20 protein-coding genes and 3 pseudogenes are annotated in these 20,898 nt (G+C 31.8%); 1 reads left to right on the top strand and 22 read right to left on the bottom strand.

Going from position 1 to position 20,898, the window contains the following annotated elements; genetic code table 11:
- Positions 1–23 precede the first annotated feature (23 nt).
- Entirely contained in the window at positions 24–449 is a 426-nt protein-coding gene (ytfJ, locus tag ACXKY9_RS09960) for a GerW family sporulation protein (protein WP_000349986.1), read from the bottom strand.
- A 131-nt stretch (positions 450–580) separates the two neighbouring features.
- Between ytfJ and ACXKY9_RS09955 the strand changes: the two genes are divergently transcribed.
- Positions 581–1,366, top strand: a complete 786-nt coding sequence (locus ACXKY9_RS09955) for a GNAT family N-acetyltransferase (protein ID WP_000984771.1) — start codon at positions 581–583, stop codon at positions 1,364–1,366.
- 283 nt (positions 1,367–1,649) lie between these two features.
- Here ACXKY9_RS09955 and ACXKY9_RS09950 read toward each other — a convergent pair whose 3' ends face one another.
- The 21 genes and pseudogenes from ACXKY9_RS09950 to ACXKY9_RS09850 form a co-directional block, all read right to left on the bottom strand.
- Positions 1,650–2,447, bottom strand: coding sequence for a DUF3952 domain-containing protein (locus ACXKY9_RS09950; protein ID WP_003286219.1), 798 nt, complete (start codon positions 2,445–2,447; stop codon positions 1,650–1,652).
- Positions 2,448–2,599: 152 nt separating this feature from the next.
- Positions 2,600–3,376 carry a hypothetical protein gene (locus tag ACXKY9_RS09945; protein WP_000267121.1) on the bottom strand — a complete coding sequence of 259 codons (777 nt, stop codon included), beginning with the start codon at positions 3,374–3,376 and terminating at the stop codon, positions 2,600–2,602.
- A 62-nt stretch (positions 3,377–3,438) separates the two neighbouring features.
- Positions 3,439–4,209 (bottom strand): hypothetical protein, encoded by a 771-nt coding sequence (locus ACXKY9_RS09940; RefSeq protein ID WP_000267119.1) that lies wholly within the window; start codon positions 4,207–4,209, stop codon positions 3,439–3,441.
- A gap of 98 nt (positions 4,210–4,307) precedes the next feature.
- Positions 4,308–5,033: a hypothetical protein gene (locus tag ACXKY9_RS09935; protein WP_000267141.1), complete on the bottom strand. Its 726-nt coding sequence runs from the start codon at positions 5,031–5,033 to the stop codon at positions 4,308–4,310.
- Positions 5,034–5,250: 217 nt separating this feature from the next.
- Positions 5,251–5,298 carry a hypothetical protein gene (locus ACXKY9_RS09930; RefSeq protein WP_229163603.1) on the bottom strand — a complete coding sequence of 16 codons (48 nt, stop codon included), beginning with the start codon at positions 5,296–5,298 and terminating at the stop codon, positions 5,251–5,253.
- Between the two features lie 141 nt (positions 5,299–5,439).
- A complete protein-coding gene (locus ACXKY9_RS09925; RefSeq protein WP_000044421.1) occupies positions 5,440–6,261 on the bottom strand; it encodes a DUF3952 domain-containing protein in 822 nt (273 codons plus the stop codon).
- 33 nt (positions 6,262–6,294) lie between these two features.
- The gene (locus ACXKY9_RS09920; RefSeq protein ID WP_000768461.1) at positions 6,295–7,098 is read right to left on the bottom strand and encodes a DUF3952 domain-containing protein; all 804 of its coding nucleotides are present in this window, start codon (positions 7,096–7,098) and stop codon (positions 6,295–6,297) included.
- A 199-nt stretch (positions 7,099–7,297) separates the two neighbouring features.
- Positions 7,298–8,092, bottom strand: a complete 795-nt coding sequence (locus ACXKY9_RS09915) for a hypothetical protein (RefSeq protein ID WP_000267162.1) — start codon at positions 8,090–8,092, stop codon at positions 7,298–7,300.
- A 92-nt stretch (positions 8,093–8,184) separates the two neighbouring features.
- Positions 8,185–8,463, bottom strand: coding sequence for a hypothetical protein (locus ACXKY9_RS09910; RefSeq protein WP_001030796.1), 279 nt, complete (start codon positions 8,461–8,463; stop codon positions 8,185–8,187).
- Between the two features lie 94 nt (positions 8,464–8,557).
- Complete coding sequence (locus ACXKY9_RS09905) at positions 8,558–9,355, bottom strand: hypothetical protein (RefSeq protein WP_000267191.1); 798 nt, start codon at positions 9,353–9,355, stop codon at positions 8,558–8,560.
- A gap of 62 nt (positions 9,356–9,417) precedes the next feature.
- Positions 9,418–10,200, bottom strand: coding sequence for a polysaccharide biosynthesis protein (locus ACXKY9_RS09900; protein WP_000267104.1), 783 nt, complete (start codon positions 10,198–10,200; stop codon positions 9,418–9,420).
- A 474-nt stretch (positions 10,201–10,674) separates the two neighbouring features.
- On the bottom strand, positions 10,675–11,313 hold the full coding sequence (locus ACXKY9_RS09895; RefSeq protein WP_000473574.1) for a hypothetical protein: 639 nt from the start codon (positions 11,311–11,313) through the stop codon (positions 10,675–10,677).
- Between the two features lie 12 nt (positions 11,314–11,325).
- Positions 11,326–11,585, bottom strand: a pseudogene (locus ACXKY9_RS09890) (hypothetical protein).
- 335 nt (positions 11,586–11,920) lie between these two features.
- Positions 11,921–12,238 carry a DUF4176 domain-containing protein gene (locus tag ACXKY9_RS09885; protein WP_000656387.1) on the bottom strand — a complete coding sequence of 106 codons (318 nt, stop codon included), beginning with the start codon at positions 12,236–12,238 and terminating at the stop codon, positions 11,921–11,923.
- A gap of 1 nt (position 12,239) precedes the next feature.
- Positions 12,240–12,500, bottom strand: coding sequence for a hypothetical protein (locus ACXKY9_RS09880; RefSeq protein WP_000363091.1), 261 nt, complete (start codon positions 12,498–12,500; stop codon positions 12,240–12,242).
- A 26-nt stretch (positions 12,501–12,526) separates the two neighbouring features.
- Positions 12,527–13,990 (bottom strand): lipase family protein, encoded by a 1,464-nt coding sequence (locus ACXKY9_RS09875; RefSeq protein ID WP_000245873.1) that lies wholly within the window; start codon positions 13,988–13,990, stop codon positions 12,527–12,529.
- A 17-nt stretch (positions 13,991–14,007) separates the two neighbouring features.
- On the bottom strand, positions 14,008–14,829 hold the full coding sequence (locus ACXKY9_RS09870; protein WP_000768474.1) for a DUF3952 domain-containing protein: 822 nt from the start codon (positions 14,827–14,829) through the stop codon (positions 14,008–14,010).
- A pseudogene (gene essC / locus ACXKY9_RS09865) lies at positions 14,826–19,055 on the bottom strand (type VII secretion protein EssC); the annotation flags it as partial. The pseudogene essC and the gene ACXKY9_RS09870, both read right to left, overlap by 4 nt.
- Positions 19,050–19,331 (bottom strand): annotated as a pseudogene (locus ACXKY9_RS09860) (FtsK/SpoIIIE N-terminal domain-containing protein); the annotation flags it as partial. The pseudogenes essC and ACXKY9_RS09860, both read right to left, overlap by 6 nt.
- A 39-nt stretch (positions 19,332–19,370) precedes the next feature.
- Positions 19,371–20,570, bottom strand: coding sequence for a type VII secretion protein EssB (gene essB, locus ACXKY9_RS09855; protein WP_000136608.1), 1,200 nt, complete (start codon positions 20,568–20,570; stop codon positions 19,371–19,373).
- A gap of 73 nt (positions 20,571–20,643) precedes the next feature.
- Positions 20,644–20,895 carry an EsaB/YukD family protein gene (locus ACXKY9_RS09850; protein WP_001007571.1) on the bottom strand — a complete coding sequence of 84 codons (252 nt, stop codon included), beginning with the start codon at positions 20,893–20,895 and terminating at the stop codon, positions 20,644–20,646.
- Positions 20,896–20,898 lie beyond the last annotated feature (3 nt).

Raw genomic sequence — 20,898 nt, 5'->3', positions numbered from 1 at the left:
CGCCTGCTCATAAGCAGGCGTTTTTAAAGGATTTCATCAGGGTTTTGAGGATGATGATTTCCCTCTTTCTTTTCTTCTTTTTGGAACATCGATTGAATTTTATCAATTGTTTGTGGAGCTAATTCAATCATTTTTTCTGCTAAATGTGTCGCATTTTGTAAATGAAGAATATTTACTCCATCTTTATTCACCACAAGAAATGCTACTGGTGTAATAGAAACACCACCCGCGCTACCGCCACCAAATGCAGCGTTACCGTTTGCTCTTTGTCCATCATTCGTTTGGAAATCAGAACCTCCTGCTCCAAAACCGAACGCTACTTTAGAAACCGTTAACACCACACCACCGTCAGCCGTTTGAACAGGCTCTCCAACAATCGTATTTACATCAACCATTTCTTTTAAATTTTCCATTGCTGCTTTCATTAACCCTTGAATTGGATGATCCACCGTTCATAACCTCCTTTGTCATATCTTTCCTAGTTTTTCCGAAAGTTTGTGAACTAAACATAAAATTTAATATTGATTTCAAAAAACTTAAGTTGTAATATTTAGAAAAATAAAAAAGAGGTCGATTCGTTATGATGCGAAAATTAACAAAGAAAGATCATGAACAAGTATTCGCTTACCTAAAAGAAGAAGCAGCCCTTAACTTGTTTATTATTGGAGATATTGAAGCTTTCAGTTATGACACAGATTTTCAAGAACTATGGGGAGTATTTAAAGAGAATGGAACATTAAAATCAATTTTACTCCGATTCCACGATTCATTTATACCATATAGTAAAGAAGACTTTGTTACCACTGATTTTGAGGCACTTCTTTCCGCATATAAGCCACTTAAACTCTCTGGTAAGTCAACTATTGTAGAAAAGTTTGAAACTGCTCCAAGTCTACAATTAGGCGTCAAAAATGAAATGTATTTTTGTGAATGTCTAAATGACAACAACTTACCTGACACGCCTATTCATGAAACGATTAAACTTGCGTCACTCGATGATATAGAACGAATTATGAAATTACGAAGTGACATTGCTGAATTTCCGACTACTAATGAATCAGAGAAAATATTAAGGCAGGCTATCGAAACGAATACAGGACGCACATACTATATTGAAAAAGACGGCGTGATCATCGCATCCACCTCTACTTCCGCTGAAAATTCATTATCCGCTATGGTAGTTGGTGTATGTACACACCCGAATTATCGTGGAAATGGCTACGCTTCACTCATATTACAAAAAATGATTCAAGACTTTACGAAAGAAGGCCGAACACTTTGTTTATTTTATAACAATCCAGCTGCTGGACGAATTTATAAACGACTAGGATTTAAAGACATTGGGATGTGGACGATGTATCGATAATAAGGGGTACTTTATAAGCAGAAATAGTTATAACTTAACAATAAAAGCAGATTATACACAATTTCATACTGTTATTATGAAGATAAAGAAGCTACTTGCGGAGCAATGACTCTAACTAAAACATGTTATGTATTCAAGCTAAATTTAGATAGATAAACGCCCCAATTGTTGCATCTACTCCAACAATTGGGGCGTTTATCCTCAAATTCTTCCCACTATATTTATGAAACATTTATTCCACTTATGTCGCTATTATCTTTCCGTACAAATGCCCTTCTAAATATTACTGCGTCTTATTATACTTTGCTTTAAAATCAATATATTCCTGTTTCGCATCTTGGTTATTACCTTGGTGACTATCAAAAGATGTATGTATTTGTGATATGTATTTTACTAACTTGCCTTCATCATTTCTTTTCTTATAATTTATTACAATACTTACTTCCAATATCTGCTTTGAACCATTTTTAGAATCAATATGCAATGCGATTGATCCACCATCATATTCATCATATTGTATTTTCAACTTATCATTAATGATACTCTGAAACTCTAATTCAGTTAGTTTGTATCCAACAGTACTAGGCTGATCAAACTTTTTTATATCATCCCCGGGCTTCATCTTTAGTTTCCCTATCCCTTTTAAACGATCTACAATTAAGTTCACATATGAAACATCCAGATTTGATTCCGGACTTTGTACCTGTCCATTTTTATACATAATATTGGTACGATAAACAACTTCTTCTTTATTATCTTTGCTGTCTACTGCTGAAGTAACCTCTTGTGTTGTATTTCCATATAAACTTTTATCTTTCGTATTATATATCCCTTCCGAAGTTTGATAGATTGTTTTTCTATGCTCTCCATCTTCCTTTTGCTCATATGTACTATATATACCTCTTTGTTCCACATACGCATATCCATCATCACTCGCAGACATAACCTTTTTCATGTCACCTTCATCCAAATCTTTGACAAATGGCTCATATTCTATCTTTTTTTCAAAAAAACTACATGCTTGTAGTAGGCTGATTGTTATTATGATAGTAATCATTTTAGAAACCTTTTTTGTGTTCATTTCATCATCACACTACCCACTCTACATTTTCGATCAGATAACCTTCTAATCACTTTAATCACCTTACATAATTAAATTTTCTTTTAGAAGTTAAAATACTCTCCTGTAAATAATTACTTTTCTATCATCAAAACGTACAATACGCACTTTCTTTATGCCTTACGTTTCGATTTACCTTTTTTATTTTTCTTTCGATATCTTGGAGTCTCTCTTTTATGTTGCTCCCACGTTTTATTAAATGATGGAAATTTAAATCTGCAATATGCTAATAGCTGAAATTCAGCTGCACCGATTGCTATCGTATACATTAAAAAGGTCCCTACTACATACATAAATAAATCATCAAACCCATAATCGTTATGAAAATATATCAAAATAAGAATAGTTACTGCGTATAGTGTAGCCCACTTCATCATCTTTCCTTTTGTTTTACTAAAGAAAGAAGCAGACCTCTCATCCATACTAAACGCACCTTCACTTGCCAATTTAAATGTATCTATTGTTGTTACGATATGAAAAATTACTGCTCCTAAAAGCAATAAACCCGCATACAGTATTGTAATCCAATCAATTGAATTATTAGCCATTTTAGTAACAGTCAAAGCAATAGGAGCTATTGTTGCCAATTGGAATGAACATAATAATACGACAAGGGTTTGTAGTTTTTGAAATTTAAATTGAGCTATCGGAAATGAATAAATGACGAAAAGAATTATTTGTATAATATATAAGAATACTTCTAACTTAACAATTCCTATATTAAAGAGAAGCATGCAGTAATCCCACCCGGCTGATAAAACAATAGAAAAAATGGTTATTGAACTAAATAGTATTCCTCCAAACATAAATCCTGTAGCCCCCTCAGGACTTAAACGATCATTACATGTCATCCTAAACTTATCTAAATCTTCTTCTTTTATATTCCACACCTTGACATTTCACCTTCTATACAGTTTAAATAATTTCCATTTACTTCAATTCTATTTCACTCTTATTTACTTTTCGATTTGGATTTTGTATTTCGCTTTCGAATTCTCCCTCGCATTCTCTCATTCTCTTCCCATGACATATTAAATGACTTGAATTTAAATCTACAGTACACCAATAGTTGGAATTCTGCCGCTCCAATGGCTACTGTATACAGTAAAACAATACCTACCGCATAAAGAACTAAAACATCAATTCCATAACCATTATGAAAATATATCAAAATAAACAGGATTAGCGCATATATTGTAGCCCACTTCATCACATCTCCTTTTCTTTTACTAAAAAATGAGATGGATCTTTCATCCTTACTAAACGCACCTTCACTCGCTTGTTTAAATGTATCAATTGTTGTCACAATATGAACGATAGCTGCTCCTACAAATAATAACCCTACACAAATTAAAGTCATTCGGTCAATTGAATAATCAGATATCCCAGGAAGAACTAACGCTGTAAATGTTATTGTACCTAATTGAAATGCATATAATAATACAACGAGCGTTTGGAACTTTTGAAATTTATAACGTGCTTTTGGAAATGAATATAGAATTAAAAAGATGAATTGTAAGCTATATAAAACAATTTCAGTTTTAACAATTGTTTTATCAAAATAAGTATGATAATAATCCACCCCCCCCATAAAAATAAAAAACATAAATACTGAAGTATAAACTATCCCTCCAATAAAGAAAACCATAGCACCCTCAGGACTTAAACGATCATTACATGTCATCCTAAACTTATCTAAATCTTCTTCTTTTATATTCCACATCCTGGCTCTTCACCTTCTATACGTTTCAATTATTTTTCAAACACTAAAATTCTATTAATATATTATTTATTTTTCATTTTGAATTTCTTATTTTGTTTTCAAATTCTCCCACGCATTCTCTCATTCTCTGCCCATGACATATTAAATGACTTGAATTTAAATCTACAGTACGCCAATAGTTGGAATTCTGCCACTCCAATTGCAACCGCATACATTAAAACAGTTCCTACTCCATACATAACAAAAAAATCAATTGAATAATCATTTTGAAAATACATCAAAATAAGTAGTATTAATACATATATTATAGCCCCCTTAATCATAGCTCCTTTTGTCTTACTAAAAAAAGAGGTGGATCTTTCACCACTACTAAACGCACCTTCACTTGCTTGTTTAAATGTATCTAGCGTTGCTACAATATGAATAATAACTGCCCCTACAAATAGTAGCCAAGTATACATCCTACCAGTTGAATTGTCAGCCATTTCAGAGACAATCGAAACTACAAATAATATCGTTCCAAGCTGAAACGCATATAATAATATAACGAGCGTTTGTAACTTTTGAAATTTAAAACATGCTTTCGGAAATAGATATATAATTAAAAATATAATTTGAATACTAAATAACACAATTTCAGTTTTAACAATAGTTCTGTCAAAAAAAATATTGTAGTAATTCAAATCCCCTACAAAAATAATAAACATACATATTGAAATATAAAATATTGTTCCAAACATAAAACCCGCAGCACCTTCAGAACTTAAACGACCTTGACATGTCATTCGAAACTTGTCTAAATCTTCTTCTTTTATGTTCCACATTCAGTTTTTCACCTTCTATACAGTTTAAATAATTTTCATTCACTAAAATCCCATTACATTCTTAACATTTTTAAGTACATAAATCTTTGTACAACTAAATTCACATAATCTTTTAGGTATATTATTACCATATTACTTACCATAATCATCTAATCAGAATGCCTTTTGATGGTTCAAGTAGTGTTCTTTTTCCTCAAAAGTTCCAAATATTCTTCTTTCAATTAAGTATAACCGTCTTCTTGTCACCTTCATCCAATGCCTTTATTAGACTCTCATACTCTATTTTGATTTACCAAAACTATACGCGCTCAGTAAAACATAACTGTTATCACAATAACTATTTTTTACTACCCTTTTACTCATATCTTCACAACATTTATCGTTCTCAAAATTCAATTAAAATATATTATTTTTGATTTATATACTCTTTTTCATAATTTACATATTCTTTTTTGGAACTTTGATTATTATCTTCCCTGGTATGATAATATGTTGAAATCTCTTGATTGCGTTTTATAAGCTTATCTTCTTTTTTTTCTTCATAATTTACCGATATTGTTATTTGTGTTATTCTCATTTGATTTTCTTTTGTATTATTAGGCGTATTAAATTCAATCATCAATATTGCAGAATCAAATTTATCATATTTTAAATTTAACTTATCATTCATGATGTTTTTAAACTGTAATTCAGTTAAATCATAGCTTATTATGCTCGGTTCACTAGATCTTTTTGTATCTTCACTCGGTTTCAATTTACTAAGTTCATTTAATCCTCTAAACATTAATTTTACATATGAAACATTCATAGCTTGATCCTGGGCTACTGAACGGGATTTTTCATTTTTTAAATTTGTACTATAGACCGTTTCTTTTTTGTAATTTTGATTACTACCAACGTTTTTATCATTTTTTATATCAGTAACAACCTTTTGAGTTGTTTTCCCATATAAGTCGTCTTCTTTCACATTATATACTCCATGGGTTGTTTGATATATTATCCTGCTATGTTCACCATCTTCTTTTTCTTCATAAGTACTGTCGCTAGTCTCTTCTTTCACATATGCATACCCATCATCACTCGCAGACATAACCGTCTTCATATCACCTTCATCCAATGCCTTTACTAATCTCTCATACTCTATTTTTGTTTCCCCGAAACTGCACGCGCTTAGTAAAAACGTTACAGTCATTACAATAACTATTTTTTCAACTAACCTTTTACTCATACCATAACTACACCTTTCCCCTTATTTTATACATTACTTGCTATTCGAATATTGTTTTTCATACTTCTCATATCGGGTTTTAGAAGCTTTATCGTTATCTTCTTTACTATTTAAATAGATTGCTATTTTTTGATCATGCCTTATTAATCGGCCTTCTTTATTCTTTTTTTCATATCCCATTGTGATGCTTATTGTAGTGAATTCCATTGGATTTTCTTTTGAATCTTTCGCCGAACTAAATTCCATTAATAATATTGCTTCATCAAATTTATCGTAGTCCACCTTTAACTTATCATTAATTATTTCTTGAAATTCCGATTCGGTTAAGTAATATGTTACCTTGGATGACTCACTAAATCTTTTTTTATCTTTTTTGGGTCTTAAACTATCTATTCCCTTTAATCTATTAAATATAAATCGAACATTCGAAACATCCAAATTTTGATCTGGACTTTTTGATTGATTATCTTCATATTTAATACTAGTTCTATATACAATCTCTTCTTTTTTTTGCTCACTATTTAATGAACTAGCAATTTCTTGCAAAGTTGTTCCATAGAACTTTTTTTCTTTAATATTGTATACTCCTCCTGTTGTTTGATATACAACGCTAATGCGATTATCATTTTCCGCCCAAAACGTGCTATCCCTAACCTCTTCTTTCACATAAGCATACCCATCATCACTCGCAGACATAACCGTCTTCATATCACCTTCATCCAATGCCTTTACTAATCTCTCATACTCTATATTCGTCTCCCCAAAACCACATCCACTTAATAAATTTGCTATTATTGACAGAACTATCATCATCTTGGCTTTCTTCTTTAACTTCATACTGACACCCCGTTGATTTCTCTAGGCATTTTTAAGTTCATTATGTTCCTTTTTGGAAAGTAATACATCTCACCTTTACTTACTGATATTTACTTACTCGTACAGATTATATTGAAGATGCTTTAATTTTTAATAGCATTGATTTATATACAATCCTCAATTGCTTATATATTCTATTCGAATTTTCAGAAACCAAAACTTATTTTATTTCTTTCGCTTTCTTTTCCTCCCTCTCTTTATAACGCTTTAAGAATTCCTGACGTTCCCTTTCATGCTCCTCCCACGAAATATAAAATGATGGAAATTTAAATCTACAATAGGCTAATAATTGGAACTCTGCTGCACCTATGGCTACTGTGTACATTATTAAAGTTCCTCCCGCATACAATCCAAAAATCTTCAGTGTATAATCATTATGCACATAAATTAAAATGAGAAGAGTTAACACATAAATTAGAGCACACTTAATTGCAATCCTCTTTGTTTTACTAAAAAATGATGAGGATTCTTCTCCCGTATTAAATGCCCCTTTACTTGCCTGTCTAAAAGTATCAATAGTCGCTAAAATATGTAATATGACTGCACCTAAAAATAATAACCCAACATACATTAATGTAATTTGATCAATTGAATAATTTGACATTCCCGGGATTATCAACATTGTAAATGTAATAGTACCTAGCTGAAACGCATATAACAGTACCACAAGTGTTTGTAGTTTCTGAAATTTAAATGGCATCTTAGGAAACAGATAAATAATTAAAAAAATTACTTGAAGACTATAAAGCACTAACTCAAGGCTAACAATTATTTTATCAAAGAGAGTCGGGTAATAACTCCAACCAAACCTTATTAACCCTACAATAAGAAAAAACATTATTAATGAAATAAAAAACATCGTTCCAAACATAAACCCTGTAGCCCAGTCGGGACTTAAGCGGTTCTTACAAGTACTTTTAAATTCATTTAAATCTTCTTCTTTTATATTCCACATATAATTACACCATCTTTTCTAAAATCATGTAATAACTCTATTTTTGTAGACAAACTGAAAGTAAATAAATGTTTTTAGTATTTCATATTAAACTAGCCTTTTTTACTTTTTTTAACAAACACAAAATACAGCGATAGCATTAGTATTAAGCCTATTCCACAAACCAATACACCTCCATATTCTTTCTGGTATAAAAAAATAAACATAGTAACAATATAGCTCGGTATTGACAAAATAATGAGCCACTTCCCCAGAAACTCTGCTATTTTATATAGAATTAAAAAGATAAACATAATCCCAACAATAATAGGTGCTATTACACCTTCAAAAAAACCTTTTTCTTTTTTTACGGCTTTAGAATCTTTATTCAAGATCTTACATTCCTCCCTTTACTAGTTAATTTATGAATAATGTATTCATTCTATCTTCAATATAAGTTTACGAGTATCATTTACAACTTTCATTTCAGTTTTTGTTTCGCTTTTGTTCTTTCTCTCTTATTCTTTTTCTATTTGCTATAAATTCTTGGCGTTCCTTTTCATGTTGTTCCCATGTAATATTAAATGATGGAAATTTAAAGCGACAATATACCAATAGGACGAATTCTGCTGATACTACAGCAAATGTATATAATATTATTGTTTGTGTCACATAAATTGCCATTTCATCAAATGCATAATTAAGGTTTAGGAAAATTAATATAAGCAAAACTATTACACAACTTATCATCCCAATTAATAAATATAATTTCATGTTAGTAAAAAACGAGACAGCCGGTCCTTTCAATTTATATCCTCCATGCTTTGCTTTTCTAAAAACATCGATCGTTGCTACAATGTGAGTACACATTGCACCTAAAAGTATTAAACCAACATAAACCAGTGTTTTATTATCACATGGAAAATCAAAGATTTCTTCAACCACCATAGCCATAAATGGTAATGTTGCTAACTGAAAAGAATAAAATACGGTCACAATGGTTTGGAGTTTCTGTAATTTAAAAGCGAGCTTTTTAGGCATGAATAACATTAAAAAAATGAACTCCAAAACATACAATTCCACTTCAGTTTGTACAACTATCTTCTCAAAAGGAGTTAAAGAAATCTTATCACCATTTAGCAAAAGAATTAAAAACATAATAAGTATGGGTATAGAAGTATATGCAAAAACTCCCCCATAAAAGATTCTTATATAATCCGGACTTAATCGATTTCTATTTTCAATTTCAAAAAGACCCATATCTTCTTCTCTTATATTCCACATTCAGTTTTTTCACCTTCTATATAGTTTAAATAATTCTCATACACTTAAATTCTATTTCACCCTTATTTACTTTTCGTTTTGAATTTTTTATTTTGTTTTCGAGTTCTCCCACGCATTCTCTCATTTTCTTCCCAAGTCATATTAAATGATTTAAATTTGAATCTACAGTACACCAATAGCTGGAATTCTGCTGCACCAACGGCTACTGTATATAGTAAAACAGTACCTATTACATATCCAATAAAAGTATCAAACGTATAATCATTATGAAAATAAATCAAAATAAGTAGGATTAATGCGTATATTGAAGCCACTTTCATCATAGTCTCTTTTGTTTTACTAAAAAAGGAAGAGGATCTTTCATTCATACTAAATGCACCTTCACTTGCCTGTTTAAACGTATCAATCGTTGTCACAATATGAACAATCACTGCTCCTAAAAATAAGAAACCTACATATACTAATGTAATTCCGTCGATTGTATAATCAGACATTCCAGGAAGAATCAGAGCTGTGAATAATATTGTACCTAATTGAAATGCATATAATAATACGACAATCGTTTGGAACTCTTGAAATTTAAATCGAGCTTTTGGAAATGAATATAGAATTAAAAAAATTATTTGCAAGCTATATAGCACAAGTTCAATTTTAACAATTGTTTTCTCAAATAAACTAGTATAGTAGTCCCAACCAAAGGTTACTAAAGTACCAATAAGAAAAAACATCATAACTGAAACGTACACTATTGTTCCTATCATAAAACCTAAAGCACCCTCAGGACTTAAACGGCTGCTACATGTTACTCGAAATCCATCTAAATCTTCTTCTTTTATGTTCCACATTCAGTTTTTCACCTTCTATACAGTTTAAATAATTTTCATTCACTAAAATCCCATTACATTCCTAATTTTTCAAGTACATTCATCTTTGTGTAACTAAATTTAGATAATCTTTTATGTATATCATCACTACATTAATTACCGTACATAATCAGAATGCTTTTGATAGTTCAAATAGCCTTCTTTCTCCTCAAAAGCTCTAAATATTCTTCTCTCTTTCACTTAAGCATATTCCTCATACTCTATTTTTGTTTCCCCCGAAACTGCACTCACTTAGTAAAAACGTTACTGTCATCACAATTGTATCGAGATAATATAGCTTTAATTTTATCTTCAGAAAGGTGATAACCTCCCATCAACAATATGCTAGGAGGTTATTACAGTTATTTAAAATTTGTTTTTTATTTTAATGGATTCGATTTTTGCAAATAATAATGTTATTTAATTTGAGAGAAGCGAATACTAAAAACATACTGCTTAATAACTCGTAATTAAGTCTTCACCCTCATATCTAGGGTCTTTCTCAACTTTACCATCTTTTGTTTTGATGACTTTTAGTCTACCTAACCACTCTGCTCCGTTATATGTCTCTTCACTTACCCATACATTATGCTTTTTACCATCTACCTCAACTACTAGTGTGGGGTGTGTAAATATAAATTCCTCCTCTACGTGCCTACCTACAATTTCTGCATTTAACGATGTACCTTCTTCAACTAGTTTACTATTTTGATACCCTTCGATAATAGGTAATCCAATAAATACAAAGAATATGAGTCCAAATACGATTACTTTCTTCTTTGTACTCCATTTATTCTTTTCTTTCAATTCCTTCTGTCTCGCTTCTCTTTCTTCGCGTTCATCCAAACTCTCATTTAAAGCATCTTCCCATGCCTTAATTTCCGCTTCGATTTCTGCTTCAGCTCTTGCTAGTTTTTCTAATTGTTCATCGGTTGCTACCATCTCATATGACTTATCTCCAACCAAACGAATTTCAGCACCATTTTCTTTTACTTTTCGCAAGTCTTTTTCTGTACAATTAAACTCTCGAATGATTTCCCCTTGTGTGTTTACCAGTCTAACGTAAATGCTTTTTTTCTCCTTCTTCTTAAACATCTGAACTCCCCCTTATTTGTTTCCTATCATAGATAACCCTATTGCAATTAAGATAAAGAAAACGATAATAAGGAAAGTCTTCCCTTTGCTTACTTGTGTTGTAGAACCTTCCAAGACAGCCCATATAAAATTTGGAAAAGAAGAATACCTAGGAGAATATAAACCAACTTGTTGCTACTCTTCTTTAGTGGTTATTCTTCTACTATCGGTTTTATCTGAACTGCTTCTTTTCTTATTTGTTTCGGTTTCTTTTTCTTGCGTCTATGATTCATTCAACTGACTCCTTTTAGAATAACTTTTTCCTAACTATAAAAATACCGAAATATCCCATTTTCATCATATAGGATAAAATGATTTATTTCTTCACAAATAGATTTCCACCATAAAAAACAGTCTATGACTATTATTTACAAATGTTATTTCAACTTTTATTTTATTCTTTTTCTATTCGCTATAAATTCTTGACGTTCTTTTTCATGTTGTTCCCACGTAATACTAGATATTTAGATTCTTATTCAATCAAAAATAGACTTTCCTCTTTCCATGTTGGAAGAGGAAAGTCTATTTATTTCTAAATATATTATAGCCCTTGTTTTATTAATAATTGTTACTTATTATTTTCAGCCTTGTTCTTTATCGTTTTTACAAATTCATTTCGCCATATTTTAAAATTATGAGCAAATTTTCCTTCAATAGAATTTTTATACCCTTCAAATTTCACTTCTAAAATATCAAAGTCATTGAATAATTTATATGTCTCTGCCGTCAAACCTACTGGGTGTAATACCCCACCATAATCATAGAAAGTGTCTTCATCGAGAAGTATTCCTCTTGTAGTAATTACATACTCTACATCTTTTTCTTCCTCAGTACTCAACCTCACTACACTTCCTAAAGGCAAAACTTTCTCCATATAATCTTTCATATTAATTCACCGATCCTTTTAATACGATAATTTTCTCTTCTATTTTTTGTCGCCTTTTTTCTAATTGGCGGATACGATCAATAAAAGCATCACGTGTTTTACCTTGCAAACTATTATCAATACTACTTTCTAATCTTCTAATATCTCCTGTCAAAGATACAGCTGCTTTTTCAAGTTGCATAACAACGTTAATAATTTGATCTCGCCCACCACTGTCCGGAAATGTACTATGAACCCTCGACATTATCATATGTAAATCCATCCTCATACCCCCTTCCTTAACATTTATCAATAATAAGAAACCGAAGCTAACTCTTCATCTTTTGCTATCATAGAAATTACCGCATCTGTTACATCTTGACTTAACTCTTTTAAATCATTTGAAAGTTCGTTCACATCTCTGGAAATCTCTACTAATAATGAACGATTTAATCCTCTACTACCATCATTCATAAAATAGTTTAATAATGATTGGCGATGGCTTCTTACATAATCTCCAGCAATTGAAGCAATATTTGTATCAATTTCAAAGTCACCTTTAAATACATCTAAAATATCTTGAACAAGAGAAGATGCTACTTCTTTTGCAATTGCTATAATTTCATCACGGGATAAATAAAGAATGATGCATCCTACTAAAAAATCTACAGCTGCGTTAAATACTGATTCTAACACTTCAAGTACCTTTTCCTTACATTTTGCTAATTTATTCTCTATCCAATCCACAGCCGCATTCACCTGATTTCTAACTTCTTGTATAACTTCCTTACTAAATTTCAAAGCTTTTTTTCCTGTTTCTACACCTATACTTGCTATTTTTGTTGCTAGAGCACTAGTATCTCCCACTACTGTTATTGCAACTAGAATTGCACTGACTGGGGTTCCATTTACCACTAAATCCACTACAACTTCTTCTGTTGTACTTAATGTTTTTTTTCCAGTGATTCCTTTATATAGGTCCCCAGCAGATTCTGATATTTCTAAAAAACCAAATTTCCAATCAAATCCTGTTTCGCTAACCTTTTTCAATTTATCTATTGCTACATTCCCATTCCTAGAATAAAATTTTGGATCATATAAAAAAGAATGCCCTTCCCCATTTTCCATTTTATAAACCTGTCCAGGTATTACAAAATCTGCGGCCTTAATGGCGCCATACAAAGGATCATATTCATTTATAAGACTGCGGCAATTTTTCATATTGGTCCCGTATCCGTACTTAACCACATCTTTATTTAAAACAGGCGCAGGATTTAAAGCTAATACGTTTATATTATCTTCTTGATGTCTTAATGCAACTGTATTCGCTGCTCCGCCACCTAAGGAGTGCCCTAGTAAAGTTATCTTCTTTCCTTTATTCTTCGCCTTGACTTTTTCATAAAATTTTTCTGCTTGACTATACTGAAATTCCGCTAATGACCCCAATATAGGTGAATTAGTTAAATTATGTAGCCCAATTGCTCCATCGGTTGCTAAATCACCTATTTGGCTCGGTTGGGTTCCAACGTATACAATGAAAATTTCATGCGTGTTTCTATCCTCTAAAGCATATGCCCCAAATCCAGTTACTGAATGAATATCATCAGAAGCTATAAGATTAGCATTAAAGTTGTCTTGTAACTTCTGTTTATTTATTATTGGATCAGAATTATTATATTTTTTTTCTTGTGCATTATAATCATAAATATCTTTTGCCGATAATCTTAATTTTCCTACATCACTACTTAATTTATAATCTTCCTCATTCACCATATTCTCCCCCTTATATATTAATGGCTTTCTTTAAATTTCTTTTCATATTGTAAGTAATCTTTTTTTGATTTCCGATTATTTTCTTCTTTATTATGTAAATATGTTGTTATTTCTTGATCATGCCTAATCATATTATTTTCTTCATTTCTTTGTTTATAGCCTATCGAAATTGTTATCTCTGTTATTTCCATCGGATTTTCCTTTGTATCCTTAGCAGAATTAAATTCAATTAGTAGTGTTGCATAACTAAACTTCTCATACTCTAATCCTAAATTCCCATTAAATATCTCTTTAAATTGAATTTCTGATAAATTATAGCTTATCGTAGCTGGTTGGCTGAAGCTTTTTTTATTCACATTTGGTTTCAATTCTTTTATTCCTTGCACTCTATTAAGCATTAATTTTATATTAGACATATCTTTCCCTCGATTTGAAGCTTCTAGCTGTCCATTTTCGTATCTTATATCTGACTTGAATACAACTTCTTCTTTATATTGTGGGTTGTCACTATGTTTTTCATCCTCAACTGGAGTATTGACTTTCTTTTGTGCCTCACCAAAAAGAATATTATCTTTAATACTATAAATACCTTGCGTTGTTTGATAAACTACTCCTATTTGCTTATTATTATCCTCAATAAAAGTGCTATCCCTAACCTCTTCTTTCACATAAGCATACCCATCATCACTTGCAGACATAACAGTCTTCATGTCCCCTTCATCCAATGCCTTTACTAATCTCTCATACTCTATCTTTGTCTCCCCAAAACCACATCCACTTAATAAACTTGCCACTATTGACACGACTATCATCACCTTAGCTTTCTTCTTTAATTTCATACTGTCACCTCGTTAGTTACTCTAGGCATTTTTAGTTTCATTATGTTCCCTTTTTGATAGTAATACACTTCATCTTTACCTAATGGCGCTTCGTTGCTTATATATTTTATGTTGAAGATACTTTGATCATTTAATGGCATTGCGATAATTGCTGCTGTTAGCTTACTTCTCATTTTCATAGGTAGAGCTTCACGATTTCGGTCCATGTAGTCGTGGTGACCTGCTAATACAAAGTAAATGCCTACTGTACGAGATAGATCAATTAAAGTTGCTGCATCCTCCATTTCTAAATAAACAAATTTACTAAACTCTTCAACATTTGTCATGATAATGAGTTGTTTTGTGAATGCAGGAATTTCTCTACCTTCTTGTCTTGCTTGCGCTAATTCAAGAGCTCGTTCGCGAATTACTTCCATCCAATACTTCGCATGCATATTGATTTCATTTTCGTCTACAATGTAGTGCGTCACATTATCTTTATATTGAACGAAACTATACTCTGCTGTATCCACTAACGTCACACTTTCAAAATAATCTTTATTCAATTGAGATAGGATGCTAGATACAATTTGTTTTCTCATACTATCATCTACACTATAAATCATTAAATGATCATTCCCTGCAATATCATGAGCTACAACTTCTACGTTTGCAAAATCAAGCCCCATTGGAATTCTTGCTGCTTGTAGGGCTTTTGTAACCTCTTTATTTTTACGATAAGTAGCAATATCAATAATTTCTGGCATCATTGGAATTGCCTTCGGACGTTCTCCATCCCATTCTCGGTCCATATCATTTGCTTCTTGTTGTAATAATTGAATTTGCTGTAATTCATCTTCTGCTTTCGTAGGTAATGCAACCTGGAATAATGTAGGAGATTCTAGTTTTATTAACGCTCTTCCTGCTGTTTCTTCCACTTTTATATCAGATCTCCCTACAATACTAGCTACTTCACTTTGATCAATCATATATAGACAAGTTTGAATTTTAATATTATTGTACAATTGAATTCTAAGTGCATTTTGTCGCCCTGCACTAATTAAGGTATGAATTCCTAAACTTGCACCATCTCGGACAATTTGCATAATTAGCATTTCAAAGCTTTCATAGAACTTCGCTTCTTTTACTGCATCATAATTGTCGATCGCAATAATAATATGTGGTATTTCTTTCCCACTTGCCTTTTCATACATTTCAATATTTGCAACGTCATATTCACTTAATAATCGTTTACGATTTTTCATTTCTTGAGTTAATCTTTCAACAAACTTTAAACATTTTTCAGATTCATCAATCGTAATCGTATCCGCTACATGAGGTAATCCTTTTAAAGGTAGAAGACCATTTGTTCCAAGGTCCACTAAATACACATGCAAATGCTCCGGACTATGCTGGCGAGCTACATCCATAATGACTGATTGTAAGAATGTTGATTTTCCGTAGCCTGGACTTGAGAAGACCGCTACGTGTCCGTCTTTACTAATATCTAATGTTAATGGTGTTTGTGATTGTAATTCAGGCTGATCTAGTAGACCAACTGTTGCTTGTAATGGTTTCTTTTCTTTCGTCCATGCTTCTTTGAACTGAATAGCGTGTAAGTCTTGTAAATATACGCTTTCTGGAAGTGGTGGTAACCACGGTCTAGCTAACGCTTCAATTTCATTTATTTCTGCGTAATCGTGAATGTAGTCAATAACAGCATCCAGTTCAGATGGTACGCTTATTACTTCTTTACTGCTACCAAGTCCACTTAAGTCTTCACTTAATATTTCATATTGTCCTAGATCATTTATTGCATAGATTGTTGCGTCTAAATGTTCTTTATCCTCTTTGTTTTCTACATAGTCTGCTCCGCTCCAAGCTGATTGGAATAGTTCATAAATTTCATTATTCCCAACTTGTAAGTAAGCACGTCCTGGTAATGTAATTTCAGCAGCATCTGGTGTTTTTAAAATTTCATTACTATCTGATGTATTTTGCACTTTTAATGCTAGTTTGAATTTCGAGTTACTCCAAATTTGATCATCTACAACACCACTCGGTTTTTGCGTAGCTAATATTAAATGGATTCCGAGCGAACGACCGATACGCGCTGTTGAAACTAACTCTTTCATAAATTCTGGTTGTTCTGACTTCAGTTCCGCGAATTCATCACTAATTAAAAATAGATGCGGCATCGGTTCACTTACTAAGCCTTCTTTATACAGTTTTTGATACTGATTAATATGGTTTACATCATTTTCCCCAAATAAGCGTTGTCTTTTTTGCAATTCAGCTTTAATTGATGCGAGCGCTCTCATACTTTGTGCTCCATCTAAGTTCGTAATTGTTCCTAATAAATGCGGTAAGTTTTTGAATAAATTCGCCATTCCGCCGCCTTTATAGTCAATTAGTAAAAAGGCTACTTCGTACGGGTGGAAATTGACTGCTAGAGATAAAATATACGATTGTATAATTTCCGATTTACCTGAACCGGTTGTACCTGCTATTAATCCGTGTGGTCCGTGTGCTTTTTCGTGTAAGTTTAAGTTTACGATATCTTCTTTACCACGTAATCCAAGTGGTACAGCTAAAGATTTATGCGCTGCATTTTTCTCCCAACGACTTGTGATATTCAGTTCTTTTACTTTTTCAACGCCGTACATTTCTAAAAATGTTACGCTTTCTGGAATACTATTTTTTAAGTTTTGCAAATGATTTAATGGTGCTAATGCCCGTGAAATATCTTCTAAATTGAACCCTTTCGGTACGTGATTTAGTTTAAATTGACGGTTAACAAGCTCTCCTTGCTCTAAGATGATGTTCCCTTGTTTTGCATCTCTTATATCTATTACCGTTTTCACATGCTCCGGTAAACTTTGCATAACATCTTGTACAAATACAAGTGATACACCTAATTGACTCGGATCATCATTAAAGAATTCCATAACAACATGGTCTAATATTAGTTTTTCATCTGTAATGAGAACGACATAGTGCGGTGCAAAGTACATTTTTTCATTAGTAGAACTTTTTTCATCTAGTTTTAATTTTCGTTCTTTCAATATTTGATACAAACTATTTAACACTTGATCACGGCTACGATCATGGTATACAAATCCACGTACATTTATATCGCGAACACTTCCATGAGGTAACCAGCGCATCCAATCCCATTTTTCTTTTTCTTCTTCCGGAAAAATAGTAATAAACTGCAAGTCATAATAACTATGGAATAAAGCCGTTTGTGCAACTAATAATTGTAATTGCTCTAACACTAAAGAGCGTTGGCCAATATAACCGACTGGTCCATTCATTAAATCTGTTACAACTGGTACATCTTCCAATGATAGATAACGCTGTCTTAGTTCACGTGCTATATCGATTAATTCATCTTTCGTTTGACTAAATTCTTCTTCATTAAATTGAATTTCAAAACTCGTATTAGCTTGTCCTGTTCCAACGCTAAATGTTAAGAAATCATGATGTAACATTGTTTTTTCATAAATTCTAGGATTTACTTGAACTGCCATATTACGTATTACTTCTACATTTGGATTGTGATAATGTAATGCGTGACGCTGTTTTTCACTTTCTGCATGTAAATCTTTCGTTTTTTGTTTTATATACTCTCTATAGCTTTTATCTCGTTCAACAATGTCGACTTTATATTGCTTCAAATTTTTAATATACGATGTGACAGAAACAATGATTGTTACTAATGTCATCGCAATCGATGCGATAATAAACATTCCATATTTCATGAAAATAGCAAGTAATACAGTTACGACAATCATGACAAGTGAAGGTGCAATGATTCTTGCTAAATGCTCCGTTGGTTTTGATGGCATACTTGAAGGCTTTGCAATTGTCATTTTCTCTTCTGGTTCACGGTAAATAATACGTGGTGAACGATGATAGTCTGGATAACCACTTTGATAATTCGTTTCTGATTCTACTAAAATAGGTAACGCAGATTTCACTTTATCTTCTGAAGAAAGTACTTGAATGTCTTCACTACCAATCTCCAATAAAATACCATCAAAATATAATACGTCTCCTGATTCCAACATAACGCTATCTTTTAACTTCGTATAATTATGAAATACATCCCCGCCATACACGTTCACTTTAAAAGAATCGTACAACGTTTCGCGAGATAGCATTAAATCTACACTAGTCCCGGTAATAGAAATATCATCGTAATCGTTTTGACTCACTGTAAGAGAATGTTTCGTTCCAATATCAAACACTTTAGTTGTGCCAACAATAGATATAAAGATTTTCAAGCTCACATCTCTTGTTTTCCCAATCTCAATTTCCTTATTGAATTCTATTAATTGATCCTGTACCATCCAAGCATTTACTTCATTATTCCACTTTAACTCTACTTCTTGTTCTAAACTTGGATTCGTAATATCATTTGTCCACTCTTTTCCAATCGACACTATTGATTGCTCATTTGGATGTAATGTGCACTTATATATTTTGTCTCCATAAGTCAATACTAATAGTTGCTCCATCCGTGTTCACTGCTCCTTTTCAACTGTCTCATCAAGTGCTTACTCTTTTTTCTCTGTGTCCGACAAATTTTTATCGTTTGATGAATTGCCATATTTCTTTTTATATTCATCTAATTGTTGCTCATATGTTTTTAACTTTTGATCACGTTCTTCCCCTGATAAATCCGGATTATTTTTCAGTGATTCAATTTGTTTAACAAGGCCGTACATAATAAGCTGAGGATCATCAAGTGTCTTAGCTAAATCTAATGATTTATCAAAATTACCTTTTCCGTTATACATCCAATACAGCAAATACTTTTCATCACTTTTCAAACTAATGTTTTTCATAATCGATTTCTTTTGAGCTTCACCTAGTTTTTCAGCTGTAATGTATGCAAATGCTAACTCATATTTAGATGCAATCGGTAATGATTCAAACTCCTCTTCATTCAATTGCGTAATGACTTTGTCATAATCAGTTGCTATGAAACTTGCATTTGCTTCTAACAATTTATTTTGATAAGGAAATTTTATAAAAGTGAAATATATTAAAGGAGCAGCTAAAATAACTGTCGCCGCTATGAAGGAAAAAGCTAAGTATTTAAATGATTTATAGCTTTTTTTAGGTACTAACTGCATATTTTTTTCTGTTTTTGTTTGTTCCTTCTCAAAGCTGTCATCAAGAAACTGCAGTAATGCATCTAAGCTTTCCATTTGAGCAACGGTCTGTTCAAATGTTGTTTCTTTTGCATCTTTTAGTAACCCAGCATACAAATCATCAAAGTTATGTTTTTGGGAGAATAAAGCAATAATTAGACACTTATATTGTGTTAAAAATTGCTCTTCTAATAATGGGGTTGGCGGAACAATATCTCGAATTCCTCTATGTATAATACTTGGTATTAAATTAGCATTAAAAACTATATTGTCTGGATGTAAAAAGAACGTGATTCGTTTATTTAAATATTTACGAAACTGCGCAACATTCCGAAGTAGTCTTAATTTCTCATTTCTTCCAAAACGGCTAAGATCGTCCCACTTATATAATTTTTTATCTACTTGATATAGAAACGTAAACATATCATCCGTTTCTTCTATTGTTAATAGTACAAATTCAGATGATTCGCCCGTAATTATATCGAATTGACGGAAGTCTTTTATACGTGTTTGAGATTTGGTCATCTCCAATTTCCAATTTTCTTTTTCTATTTGAAATTGATAGTTCATTGCATCAATTTGAATTATTTTTTCCGTCATGTTTATCCTCTTCTCCTTTTCTTTATAACCCGTAATAACTTATTTTCAAATAACTAAAAGTAAAAAATATTCTTTATAAAACTTGCAAAATATCTCCATCTGTTATTTGGTGATCAATTAAACGATCATTATCTGTTAAAACAATTGACTTATTTTTCACTTTAATTACAAAATGTGAACCTTCATGATTATCAATCTTTAGCGTATCTAATAAGTTTTTTAATAAATATTTAATAGATTGATGATTCGGAATACGCAAATCATATGTATTTCCATTCCATTTACTAAAATCTACTGTCACATTGATATGTGTTTGTATTGCCATCAC

This window comes from Bacillus sp. 2175 (genome assembly GCF_057812155.1).
The sequence above is the reverse complement of the archived record's forward strand: the minus strand, read 5'-3'. Positions and strand labels throughout refer to the sequence as shown.